This window comes from Paenibacillus sp. PL2-23 (genome assembly GCF_040834005.1).
Lineage (GTDB): Bacteria > Bacillota > Bacilli > Paenibacillales > Paenibacillaceae > Pristimantibacillus.
In genome coordinates, this window is sequence record NZ_CP162129.1 from 4,403,190 (window position 1) to 4,414,722 (window position 11,533).

The 11,533-nt window shown below is 48.3% G+C and carries 12 protein-coding genes and 1 pseudogene; 3 read left to right on the top strand and 10 right to left on the bottom strand.

Annotated elements, in window-relative coordinates:
• Window positions 1-45: 45 nt before the first annotated feature.
• Window positions 46-825, bottom strand: a complete 780-nt coding sequence (locus AB1S56_RS19515; protein WP_340869072.1) for a restriction endonuclease — start codon at window positions 823-825, stop codon at window positions 46-48.
• Window positions 826-1,208: 383 nt separating this feature from the next.
• Here AB1S56_RS19515 and AB1S56_RS19520 point away from each other — a divergent pair.
• The 3 genes and pseudogenes from AB1S56_RS19520 to AB1S56_RS19530 form a co-directional block, all read left to right on the top strand.
• A pseudogene (locus AB1S56_RS19520) lies at window positions 1,209-1,532 on the top strand (NucA/NucB deoxyribonuclease domain-containing protein); the annotation flags it as partial.
• A gap of 171 nt (window positions 1,533-1,703) precedes the next feature.
• Complete coding sequence (locus AB1S56_RS19525) at window positions 1,704-1,823, top strand: excalibur calcium-binding domain-containing protein (protein WP_367903472.1); 120 nt, start codon at window positions 1,704-1,706, stop codon at window positions 1,821-1,823.
• 16 nt (window positions 1,824-1,839) lie between these two features.
• Window positions 1,840-2,373 (top strand): hypothetical protein, encoded by a 534-nt coding sequence (locus AB1S56_RS19530; protein WP_340869070.1) that lies wholly within the window; start codon window positions 1,840-1,842, stop codon window positions 2,371-2,373.
• 39 nt (window positions 2,374-2,412) lie between these two features.
• Here AB1S56_RS19530 and AB1S56_RS19535 read toward each other — a convergent pair whose 3' ends face one another.
• The 9 genes from AB1S56_RS19535 to AB1S56_RS19575 form a co-directional block, all read right to left on the bottom strand.
• A complete protein-coding gene (locus AB1S56_RS19535) occupies window positions 2,413-2,610 on the bottom strand; it encodes a hypothetical protein (protein WP_340869068.1) in 198 nt (65 codons plus the stop codon).
• 13 nt (window positions 2,611-2,623) lie between these two features.
• Complete coding sequence (locus AB1S56_RS19540; RefSeq protein ID WP_340869066.1) at window positions 2,624-3,850, bottom strand: hypothetical protein; 1,227 nt, start codon at window positions 3,848-3,850, stop codon at window positions 2,624-2,626.
• Between the two features lie 192 nt (window positions 3,851-4,042).
• On the bottom strand, window positions 4,043-5,560 hold the full coding sequence (locus AB1S56_RS19545; protein WP_340869064.1) for a phosphodiester glycosidase family protein: 1,518 nt from the start codon (window positions 5,558-5,560) through the stop codon (window positions 4,043-4,045).
• Window positions 5,547-5,750: a holin gene (locus tag AB1S56_RS19550; RefSeq protein ID WP_340869062.1), complete on the bottom strand. Its 204-nt coding sequence runs from the start codon at window positions 5,748-5,750 to the stop codon at window positions 5,547-5,549. The genes AB1S56_RS19545 and AB1S56_RS19550 overlap by 14 nt, the downstream gene beginning before the upstream one ends.
• A 5-nt stretch (window positions 5,751-5,755) precedes the next feature.
• A complete protein-coding gene (locus AB1S56_RS19555; RefSeq protein ID WP_340869160.1) occupies window positions 5,756-6,046 on the bottom strand; it encodes a hypothetical protein in 291 nt (96 codons plus the stop codon).
• A 47-nt stretch (window positions 6,047-6,093) separates the two neighbouring features.
• Complete coding sequence (locus tag AB1S56_RS19560) at window positions 6,094-8,724, bottom strand: phage tail spike protein (RefSeq protein WP_340869060.1); 2,631 nt, start codon at window positions 8,722-8,724, stop codon at window positions 6,094-6,096.
• Window positions 8,721-8,879 (bottom strand): hypothetical protein, encoded by a 159-nt coding sequence (locus AB1S56_RS19565; RefSeq protein WP_340869059.1) that lies wholly within the window; start codon window positions 8,877-8,879, stop codon window positions 8,721-8,723. The genes AB1S56_RS19560 and AB1S56_RS19565 overlap by 4 nt, the downstream gene beginning before the upstream one ends.
• Complete coding sequence (locus AB1S56_RS19570; RefSeq protein WP_340869057.1) at window positions 8,872-9,057, bottom strand: hypothetical protein; 186 nt, start codon at window positions 9,055-9,057, stop codon at window positions 8,872-8,874. The genes AB1S56_RS19565 and AB1S56_RS19570 overlap by 8 nt, the downstream gene beginning before the upstream one ends.
• 1 nt (window position 9,058) lies before the next feature.
• Window positions 9,059-11,521: a hypothetical protein gene (locus AB1S56_RS19575; protein WP_340869055.1), complete on the bottom strand. Its 2,463-nt coding sequence runs from the start codon at window positions 11,519-11,521 to the stop codon at window positions 9,059-9,061.
• Between the last annotated feature and the right edge of the window lie 12 nt (window positions 11,522-11,533).

Genomic DNA, 11,533 nt, shown 5'->3' on the forward strand with positions numbered 1-11,533 from the left:
AATTTCGACGTACTTAAATATTTCCCTTTTTATAACGAAAGTTCCTTACACACTTTCAGCGAATTCATCAATAGTTCGAGTATGCCGGCATTTCGGAAAGTTAGAGCAGCCATAAAATTCACCGCGCTTTCCATTTCGTTTGACCAATAAATACCCACACTTCGGGCATTCGAGATCATCCGGTTCTTCATCAGCAGCAGCTACCGGCACTGCAGAGGTTGATACCTGATCATCCTTTGCAGTAGTCTTGCTTCCAGATGACTGACCCGGGTTAACCGCTAAGATCATCTCTATGAGCTGCTCTCTCTTGATTAGCCGCACACCATTAGACTTTGCTAGTGTGTAGGCTTGTTCGGTGTAATCTCTATTCGTCACAACCCATGCTTCAGAAGCTCCATAATGATTCATCGCTGTATGCGCTTCCTGCACAGCTTTCAATCCGACGTTCTTACTATAGCGTTTTGCCTGGACTACGATCTTTTGCCCACCTTTTTTAATAACCAGATCTGCGCCATAATCACCAGCCGCTTGAGTCACTTCCGTTTCATAACCGTGAGAGCGAAATAGATGCCCTAAGTACAGCTCAAATGTGCGTCCATCCATCTTGTCTATATCTGCTATTCCGGACCGTTTAAGACGTTCGGTATGCTTTTGGTTAACGATCATCACGATTGAAATATACGCTCCAAGTACACAGCCAGCCGCTATCGAGCCGCCTACGAAGGAGTTTGTTAGCTTGTACATTCCAAAAAACGCTCCCAGCATTAACATACCAGTCAAAGCTTGAGCAGGATCTACTTGTTCTTTCCGTCGTCTTCTCGCCATTTCCACAAATCCCCTCAGTTAATAATTACCACCTATTATAACTGATGATAGTCTATTGGGACTAGTCCTGCATAAAAATCCATAATTCTTTCGGATTACCCACTACCACATATCGCCAAAAAGCGAGAATTGTTGTAAGCTTATTGTATATTAAATGGAAGGAAGATTATATGCGTAAAGCCTTTTCACTTCTGCTATGTCTCACACTAATTCTAGTCGGGTGCGGAGTTGTAGTAGAAGATCTGCCAGCTAGTCAAACGGTAAGCCCCTCACCAACCGTAAGTACCGTTGCAACAACAACCGCAACTCCACCAACAAGTACTCCTACAGCAGCGACTGCAACTGATAAAGCTTCGAGCAATCCTGAAGTACAGACGGAGCATAACGAGTACGATTATGAACTCATCTTTCCGAGTGATAAATATCCGGAAACGGCTCTACATATCCTTGGTGCTATCGAGCAGGGGTATACCGATGTATGTACGATAGATCGAGACGGCGCTGAGCAAAACAGGAAGGAGTCACTCACCGGAATCGACACGAAAGATGGCTACGATCGAGACGAATGGCCGATGGCCATGTGTGAAGAAGGCGGGAAAGGAGCGAGTGTCGCATACATCGATTCGAGCGACAATCGTGGCGCAGGCAGTTGGGTAGGTAATCAACTGGAAGACTATCCGGACGGTGCAAAGATTCTATTCATCGTGGAAAAGCCTAAAAACCTATTTCCTGTTCATAATGTCACTGCGGAAACGACAGAGGCTCCTATAATTTCAAATGAGCCAGCAAAAGCCCCAACCGCTAAGCCAACTGCGAAACCTACAGTAAAACCTACAGCCGAGCCCACTACTATTCCCACTAGAGAACCAGTTGCAGATGTGTATTACAAGAATTGCACAGCTGTTCGCGCAGCCGGAGCTGACCCAATTTATGTAGGAGATCCCGGCTACGCCAAACACCTTGATCGGGATGGCGATGGTGTGGGCTGCGAAAAATAATTTAGGAGCTGATCATTTGAAAAAAACGATATTAATACTTTCTCTAATTACTGTAATTACATTACTTATATCTGCATGCTCAAATATTCCTGCTTTCGAAAATAATTCAAAACAAGTTAATATACCTGCTCGTTTTACTCTCGGCCTAGACGTTGAACAACTCTTTTCTCTTGCGAAGGATGACGGAATAAAGGTGGCGAAAAACGATGACGGTTCACTTACCTACAAAATGTCTGAAGAAAAGCATGAAGAACTTATGCAGACGATGGCTGAAATTCTACAAATTCAGATAGGTGATTATAAAGGTGGTTTGCACCCTCCAATAAAAGATGTTTTATATGATGATACTTACTTCGAATTTACATTTATCGTGAATAGAAACAATGTAATGGGAATAACTGATGAGCTAGAAACGGCGGAAATTGCCTATATGATTGCACTATATCATGCTTATAATGGCGTTGATCCCGAAGAGTTGAGTATCACTTTTAATTACCAAGATGAATCAACTGGAGAAATTTATAAATCCAACACATTCTCAGAGATTTAAATACAAAGCCCGCCGTCCTAATGGATAGCGGGCTTTGTTCTATTTATCATCATCTTTAGGGGGATTCTTTAGGCTCTCTTCAACTGTGTTTTTAAACACCTTCTCCAATATCCGATCAGATAAAGATTTTTCGATTTCCTTCTTTTTCAAAAACTTGTTCTTTGCCATATTCTCTGGAGGCAAGTTGAAAAAACCGTGATTTTTTTCTGAAGTTGTAAAAACTCTTGCTGCATTCATACCATCAACTCCTTCAGCTATTTAATTCAGTTTGGTAATATTGTTTCCTCTTTACCCAAATAAAACCGTCACTTTTTGAAATTACCGCAACATCAATTGGGCCGCCAACAGTTTCCGCTTGATTTGTCACTTTTCTTTTAATTGATGTAAGATTAACAAGAGCCTCTGCCATTGACGATAATTCCTCTTTAGGGAATGATGCTACTGTTTGGATGACAGGATTAATAAACTGCTTTCGTTTAAACTTTTTCAACTCATTTTCAAATTCATTGGACAATTCCCGCCCTTTGTCCTCAATTTTAGCCTTAGATTCTATATCGACATTTATGTCTAAAGTTTCAATAAAATCTGGGTAGACACTTACTGTCGCTTGTAAAAATCTTTGAATTTCATCTTCAATTTTAGGATCGATTCCAGATAAAAAAGAATGAACCATCTCTTGTTGAGCAAAGGGAACGATTTGAGCACTGTTGCGATCGTCGATTTTCGAATTTTCCAACAGCAATTGCTTTAACTTGCCATTAAATATACCGCCAATTCGATAACCCGATAACGTTGGGTAAATATCATCTTCACCGAATCCGGCGATTACAACTCCTGATTCGTTATCATCTAACGTATTCCTACAAACAAGCGATGCTGCAATTATAACGAGTGTATTAATTATATCTTCGTTCAATTCGAAGTTAACATTTTCCTCAAAAATTTCTTGAATAAATTCCCCATATTCCTCTTCGAACCAAGGGTAAAAAGTTTCATCGAATTCACCAGAATAATGAATTTCATTCAACTGATTCCAAGTGTCAACTAGACTCGCGTTCATAATTTTTCTGATTTCATCTTCATCAGGTTCATGTTGATAATTATTATGGATAAATTGATTGAGTTTCTTCAGAAACTTTTCTAGCCATTGGGAAAATATAAACCCAATTTGACCTTTCTCAGCTTCCTTTGATGTAAAGCGTTGCTCTTCAGTTAAATATCCAATGAAGCTATCGCAATAATCGGTGAATCGAGAAAAAGGGACATCGGGAAGTTTCTTTCTGAACATACTTATTACAGTTTCCCAAGGTACATTCATTAAATTTGCATTTCCGTAAATCATGATGCCAATCGAGTGCTTGTTGAGAGCAAAAAGTTTATCTGCAGAATTAAAGATTTTATTAGATCCCACTGTAACAGCAGAATCTGCAGCAAGCGCAACTCCAGATCGATTTAGAACAGCAATCTCAGCAGTCATGTAAAATACACCCTTTTGTCTTTTTATGCATAGATTCGACAAAAGGAAAGATTATCCTTCTTTGAGGGTGATAATAATTTCTAGATATTATATTCATAAACTAATTTAGGGTACTTAAAACACCAGGAAACTAGAAAAAGCCCGCTAACCAGTTACGGTCGGCGGGCTTTGTCGAGGTCAGGATAATTAGCCTTAGCGTTTTCCCCTTGACAGTATCACAGCATACTGCGCCCGCGTCAGGGGCTCGTCCGGGCGGATAGTGCCATCAGGGTACCCAGCAAGCACACCGTCCTTAATCGCTTCACGGAGCGCATCTTGTGCCCAATGTCCGGTTACATCATCGACGGGCTTGGTGGGTTGCTCCGGATCCGGCGTTACGATCGGTGGATTGAGTGCTGCGGAAATTCGTGCCTTAAAATCAATCCAGCCTGCCCAAGTGCCACCGTCGTACATCAGGCGCGGGCATATCTTACGATAGCCATCAGATGGTCGTGGCCAGTCCCAATGTCGGCGAAGTCGGTCCACGCCCCAATTCCGTTCTTTGAGCATCTTGACCGCTAAATCGACGGCTCGCTCAAGCGTCCTGGCGTAATTGCCACTCTCGCATATCTCGACGTGAATCGATGTTCGGTTGCCGGGCCCATTGGCGCCATCTCCAGCAGCCCAAGCGGACTCGTTCAGCGGGATGCACTCAATCGTCATCTTATCATCCAAGACGATGTTATAGCTCGCCGTCACGTCATTATTTGGATTGGTGAGCCAGTTGCGCTCGTTTCGGGCCGTACTGGTCGGGTTGCCCACATTATGAAATGTAATCGTCGTCGCCTCAAGCTTGTGACCTGGACGCCTGTTGTGCAGCGTGCTGGTCGGGATATGGTCGATGATGTAATCCGGCAGAAGCTTGTCCGGATCGAACTGAATACAGACCGCATGATGCGTCTCCCGATCGTCGTAATTGGCGCTCATATCCGCCACATGATACGTCCGTTTGCCGTTCGCCTTGTCGATCTCCAGCGCATCGAGCAGCAAGCGATTATTTGTAGCCAGCGTCGCAGATCCTCCGCCGTCCAGATTGACGGACTCCGGATACCCGAAATGCACCGCCATGATGCTCGCCTCTTTGGTCGTCAGTCCCTTGTCGTACGGGCCGCGGCCGTCAACGACGATTAGGCCGAGCGTGCCGTCAGGCTTGATCCCCGCGATCATGCGCGGGTTGTCACCAAGCACGTCCGACGGTGTTTTCTCAGCAGTTGGCGGCGGGTCGATTGCTTTGCCAGCCTTGGAGAGCGTCGGAACGCCGCACACAGCCATCTTTACGCTCACTGGACTTGAGAGTCGTCCGATGCCAAATTGTCCATTCTTGTAATACAGGTGTGGGCGGTCCTCCGTCTTGCCCGATACGTCCGGATATATTGCTTTGCCGTCCTGGTACGTCAGGCCGAGGAGTGCGCCGTTTGCGTCGTTGAAGTAACTGGCGTTGAAGCAGATCCAGTTGCCGCCATGCTGCTTGACCATGTCGGCCAGAATCTTAGAAACTGTCTTACCTTTACCCGTTACAAGTTCCACTCGTAGAACAGCTGCTGCCGGTACATCGACGGCACGAATATCTGTCCAACCCTCTGACTTGCTGTACTGGCCGCTGCGAGGATACGTCAGCGGCCCCTCTTCGACTTTTCCGGATCGGATCCGTATTCGCTTATGGGCGATCATCTGCATCAACCTCCGGCAGACCGGCCAATGACGTCAAAAAGCTCGAGACGGTAGCCAGTAGCACCGTGCCCCCAACAATGCGCCAGTCCACCTGATTAAATACCGTTGTTGCTCCAATTGATGCAATTGCCGTTTGTGCTGCGGTTTTAACCGCTCTTATGGTTGCAGCTTTAATCCAGGGCTTTGTCATTAAAATCATTCTCCCTTCGTCTCGACGCGATCAATGCGTCGGTGCGCTGATTTTGTGCTTTCCTCGACCCTCGTTACACGCTCAGACAATTGATCAAAGCGCTGTCCTTGAACCTTTTGCTCGACACGCACATCATCGATACCACGCTTGATGTATTCCATATTAGTCCGCAGTTCGGCGTCCTTTGTCGCGTCGGAAGCTGCATCATGCCTGCTGGATCTTGACTTACCGGCCCATCCAAGCCCAATCCCGCTTAACGTGCCTGCGACAGCGATCAAGGTAAAGATAGTCTCCATATCCACCGCAACACCTCCCCAATAAAATAACTCCGCTTGAGCGGAGCCTAAAGTGCATGCCAATTTAGTTTTAAATTGAATGATTCAGTTGTGCTGTTGTGATAATTGTAAAACGTCAGCTTAAGAGCAATAGCGCTGCCGTCCGTCGGGTCGGGCATGAGATCGGCATCATACAGCATCGTGTAAGACCGGCCCCAAACGCGCGGCGAAAGCACATGCACGCCGTATGGAGATGTGTTCCTTTGCCCACTCACGTGCCCCCTGACATTGTCTGCGTCGGTGTACGTCGCCCAGAGCGACCGCCCCTTGCCGTCCGCATTGTTTGCCGCCTTTCGACCTACCGTGAGCTGAGCCCCGTAATTGTAATTGTCGTAGCCACTGCCGTCATCCAACGTAAGTGATAGGTTTAAACTCCGCCGCCCCTTCCCCACCGGTACATAGTATGTTTGGTACGTTTTCGGTCCGCACGATACGGCCAATGATTGTGCTCCATAAGGCGTTCCGCCGAATGCAACATCGCTGCCGTCAGCTCGGACGGATCTTTCATCGCGGTATCTAATGTCATGGTAGATCCTCTCCTTAAACACTGGGTAGCCGTTTGCATCAACTTCTTTCAAGACTCGTATTGTACCGTCCGGATCCTCCCTGCCATAGCCCACGACCATAAAGCCTAATCGGACACCCCCAGCGGGTGGGTTTGGAGGATACGTTATCTCGCCGCCGGCTGTTCCCGCGCTGGCATACTGAACGACTCCAGATGAGTTAATATAGAGATAACGAAATTCCAACCCGTCAATGTCACCGGCGCCAGCACCGAGCGTTTGCGTGTTAAACCGCGTCTCGGGGATTAATTTGTATGAGCCATCAGGCATAACAACCTCGACAGCAGAAACTACTACATCTGCAACGGGTCTTGTCCAAAGAAATACCGATCCAGAGCTGAGGTAGTTGAACGATACTCCCGTCACACCTGTAAACGAGGTAGCCGTTTTCCCCGTGTAATTAAATTCCCAAATTAACCCTAAGGTTCCTGGAGAGAGCGAATCGTTGATGTAAGCCTTCCCTGACGCCGGGAAGTCAGCCGTTGAAGCAACATTTATTGTGGAGGATCCGCCTGTATATGCGGTTGTCAATAAAGTCTTAATGACATTGTGCGTTCGATTCTCAAGTCGAATAATTCCACCCGAATGGATCCCCTTACCGGCAATGGCGTCCAATCCCGTCTGCGTGATCGAACCCCAAGAATCCTCGAAGGCCTGTCGTAGTATGGCAAGTTTAGTCGAGAGATCCGCAAACTTGGCATTAACGTCTGCCCGTTCTGCAGGCGTGATACCTGAGTCAGAAATAGCCGCATCGATGGACGCAATCAGTGCTGTATACGACGCATCATAGTTGGTCTTTGCCGTCTGCAGCGCCGCCTTAAGCGTCGTATTGACCAAGTACAGGCTGTTGTAAATCTTGGCATACTCCGCGTCGACATCAGCTTTTTCTTTAGCGAGAGAAAGTTTGTGCTCGGCAATCGCCTTTTGCTCAGCCTCGCTAATTAAGCCGTCTGCAAATGATGTGTCGACGTACTCCTCAAAATCTTCTTGTGCCTGCGCCAGCTCCCCTTGCTGCTGCTCGAGCTCCGCCGTGCGGCGATCAACAATAGCCTGGTACTCCCGCTGTTTCCTCCGGTACTGCAGCAAATAATCCGAAATGTAGCGATCCCTGAAGTTACCCAGTACAAAATGTGGTCTCTGCCGGTTATCAAATGGGTAGCGCTCGTGTTCGTATACGCGGGCTGACAGGTTGTAGCCAAGCTTTTCATTAATGACAGTGACGTTATCCCCGACTCCGACGCCTTGTATCTTAAGTGTCTCGACTTCGTAACTTTCGCGCGGCAGCTCAGTTGCCGCCAAGTATTGTTGCATCGCCGTCAAGAGTTGAGCTTTATTGTCAATCTCCGGCCATGTCATCTTGCCCTCAAACGGTCGAGCTGGCTCGTAGTATGAGGAATCAATATACTTTTCCGTTCGCCCGGCAAGCCCTTCGATTGTGAGGCCATCCTTACCATAGCCAAACAAGCGAGTAATCCTATCATTGTCATGTACCGTGCGCCGAATGCTCTTTTCGTTCTTCCGATACCGGATAAGCTGTCCGGACTCGCCGCCCTTCCGATTCGTGAAGGTGACTGTGTAGTTATTAAAAGAGAGCTCCGCACTGAAAACCTCACGAAGCTCATGTAGCAGCGCCAGCTTATTGTTTTCACCCCATTCAAATATATCTTGAGGCAGGAAGCTCCCCGAGACTATGAATGAGAATGGTGTGCCTGTGAAGAGTTGCGTCAAGAGAGCCGCTGGTGTTTGTGCCGCAGCGAAGTCTATGAAATCATCATGATGCAACCGACCGAGATTAAAGAAAACATGGTGTGCCTCTACCTGCATGTATACCTTCGGCGAGTTCTGCTCCTCTGCTTTTCGGATCGTAAAGCGTTGTCCTTCTTCGATGCCAGATGGGAACCGAATTTCGTTCCCGAGCTCAAGCAGATTGTAGCGTTCTTCGTCGCCTCGCATCCTTGTGTAGCGGAATGATAGGAAGTATTCGCCGTTCAGGACTTCTCTCACACGCACGGAAGAAGCGGCCGGCAAATATGCCAACCGCCCCGATTCATCCCACAGTTCTAAGCAATTCGTCATTCAACCTCGCCGCCTTCAGGCTCGCTCACCGGCTCTTCCGGAGGAGTCATTTCCGTAAACAGAGCCGAACGGTAAGGTTCCGGTACAAACACGATCGGCAACCGCCCGGATTGTACCGCCGTTCGATACATGCCAAGAAACACCTCGTTAAGCATTCCCACCGCCTCCTTCCAGCGCCTCGACACGCGCCCGCAAATAATCAACCTCGGCCATCATAAACGTGAGCAGCATGACGGCCATCTCCGTATTATTTTGAAACACGCTCTTTTGAGGCTCCACCTTTATGCCTTTGCTCTCCAAATACTCGATAGCACTTTGCAGTTTCGGGTCCATACTAAGCCTCCTCCAGTGCAAGCAGCCGCGCCGTATGTTGTGCGAGTATCCAGTCCTGCACGCCGTCATGCGTTTTGATCGCTGCGATGTCTTGCACGTTTTGCGCAATAACACTTCCTTGTGTCGAGTCGTACGTTATGGTTGCGTCAACTGCGTTTGAAGTATAGGCGTACTTGTCCAGGACGATGTAGTCGACGTAATATTCGGCGTCTGGGTCAATACGTGCCGTAGCAGTTGTGTATCTCTCATTGCCGTAAGCATCCGACGTACCGAATAGCCATCCCGTGTTAATGTCCGACGTAATCGGCTCTCTATCCGATCCCTTATATATTGCAAGTATTTTATCAGCTCGGCGGAGCAGTGTACTGCCTGTTGCGGATATGCGGTTAATATAATACTGACCGCTGAATAGCGTCGGTGTAATGCGTTCTCGCACAACAACACCTTCCACCAGTTCGACCGCGTTACCGCCAGCATCCAACGAAAGACCGCCGAGATCGCCCTCTAATTGCTCGACAACAGGCGTTGCGAATACGTAATCGAGTGCAGCCCACGCGTCCCAGCCCGGCGCTTTATTCGCAGCGACGAATGCTTCCGTATTGGTCGTAGGAGCATTCCCTTCGATAATCGATACCCACGAGTTGTATACGGTGCCGTTGTTACCATTCGCCTTCCAACCGTTCATGAGCGCTTTTACAGCGTTGGTGTTCGGGTTCAGAGCGTCAGTCCATCCGCTATCCGCGTCCGATACCGTGACGTACAGTGTAGATCCGTTATACGTCTGCTGATCGCCTTTTGTCGGAGTCCCTCCGCTAATTACCAGCTCGTAAATTGCCCCGTTATACTTAGCGATTGACGCAGAATTTGCGATACCGCCCGCTAAGCTTAAGGCAAGCCGCTTGAATCCGGTGAAGTCCGCAGAATGTGTCCATCCGAGCGCGCCGTCTAACTTCACATCAGTCTTCCACCGCCTAAGCACCTGCCCCGTCGCGCTATCGTAACTGTCCGCAATCGTCCGGTCGACGTTGCTGGCGAGCTTGATTGGAACGTTAGTGTATTGGTCGACGCGAGGTTCGAACGGTGTTGCTACGGAGCCTAGTTCGAGTTGTGGGTTCGTGAATGTGAATGTCCCGACGCTAAGTGAACTCAACTCTACTTGCAATACGTAATATGTCGCATCGGTTGTAATAGTGTCTCCCGAGGTTGCCTGTTTGCTGTTTGAGAAAGCGGTCCTGTTAGAGTTATATAGCCGAGTCCACACCCTGCCATTTGCGTTAAATGTAATTTTGTAAGTAGTAGAAGGAAGCAATGGTATTTCAATTGTCGACTTTTGGTCTGCCGCTGTAGCCGTCAGCTTCAACTCATATGGCGCAAGAATTTCTGCGTTCGCATGTAGCGTCCATTGTGTAAACGGCGGCAACAGGTTCTTCCCCTTCTTCCGAACGCTCACGCCCTGAAGATGTTGCACTCCGTCCAGGTACGGCAGATAAGCGTCAATCGCATCGCCTGTTATCGTAGTACCGATGGCGGCGTAGTCTGCTGCGGAGACTTCGTAAAGGCGAACACCATCAAAATCGAGCATGCCACCGGCGCCACTACCGCATAGTCGGATACTATCTTCGGTACCGTCCGCAACGAACTTTACGTACAACGTAGCCCACGCCGAGCCGACGCCCACCGAGGACGTATAAGCTACAGTCGCCCCTTTATAGATACGAAGGTGCGTTCCATTAGGCGATGCGATGTTAGACTTAGTGCGGCAAATTGCAATATAGTTTTTACCGACTTCTGTTTTAATTACACGAGTTAGCCCATTACCACTATTTGCGGAAGTCCACCGTTGGAATCTCGTTCCGATCTCGGCACCTGTAGTCTCGAGCGTTGGCATAGTTACATCGGCTCCCGTCGCCGACCATCCGTTAGCGATACCGTCCGAATTCGAATCTGACTCGAAATTACCGTCCTTGCCAAGTATATTGACCAGCGTTCGTCCCTTAACCTGCACCGTCGCCCCACTCGCTTGGGACGTGTTAATGACGTTAGCCCCACGCTTGATCGTTACCTTCTGCTCCTGGGCAGCGAGCTGCTTAGCGTGGATCTCCTTGATCAGGATGTCGAGAGAAGCGCGGGCGACGTTATCCGCGCCAACACGGGCAGCCTGGATCTCGGCAGCGGATGGAGCAGGCCCGGCAATTATCGTGGTGAGGATGGTACGGAGCTCTGCGATTGCCGCTTGCACCGTAGATGCGGACATACCAGCTACGGCCGACAAAGTGATTGCGCTTGCTGCATGTGCAGCTATCGCCTGAATATGCTCATTAACCGCGGCTATACGCGCTTTCTGTTCAGCGCTAATTTGAGTCTGTAGTGATGCTAGATCAGAATCAGCACGGTCGAGGTTGCGGTTATGTTTGGCCAGGTTAGCCGTATCAAGTTCTGGACCAATGACTTCAAATCTGCTCATATGCGCGCTCCT

Bases quoted from the DNA above. Each gene is read 5' to 3' on its own strand.
- AB1S56_RS19515 (WP_340869072.1), bottom strand. From the start codon at position 825: ATGGCGAGAAGACGACGGAAAGAACAAGTAGATCCTGCTCAAGCTTTG.
- AB1S56_RS19535 (WP_340869068.1), bottom strand. From the start codon at position 2,610: ATGAATGCAGCAAGAGTTTTTACAACTTCAGAAAAAAATCACGGTTTT.
- AB1S56_RS19540 (WP_340869066.1), bottom strand. From the start codon at position 3,850: ATGACTGCTGAGATTGCTGTTCTAAATCGATCTGGAGTTGCGCTTGCT.
- AB1S56_RS19545 (WP_340869064.1), bottom strand. From the start codon at position 5,560: ATGATCGCCCATAAGCGAATACGGATCCGATCCGGAAAAGTCGAAGAG.
- AB1S56_RS19550 (WP_340869062.1), bottom strand. From the start codon at position 5,750: ATGACAAAGCCCTGGATTAAAGCTGCAACCATAAGAGCGGTTAAAACC.
- AB1S56_RS19555 (WP_340869160.1), bottom strand. From the start codon at position 6,046: ATGGAGACTATCTTTACCTTGATCGCTGTCGCAGGCACGTTAAGCGGG.
- AB1S56_RS19560 (WP_340869060.1), bottom strand. From the start codon at position 8,724: ATGACGAATTGCTTAGAACTGTGGGATGAATCGGGGCGGTTGGCATAT.
- AB1S56_RS19565 (WP_340869059.1), bottom strand. From the start codon at position 8,879: ATGCTTAACGAGGTGTTTCTTGGCATGTATCGAACGGCGGTACAATCC.
- AB1S56_RS19570 (WP_340869057.1), bottom strand. From the start codon at position 9,057: ATGGACCCGAAACTGCAAAGTGCTATCGAGTATTTGGAGAGCAAAGGC.
- AB1S56_RS19575 (WP_340869055.1), bottom strand. From the start codon at position 11,521: ATGAGCAGATTTGAAGTCATTGGTCCAGAACTTGATACGGCTAACCTG.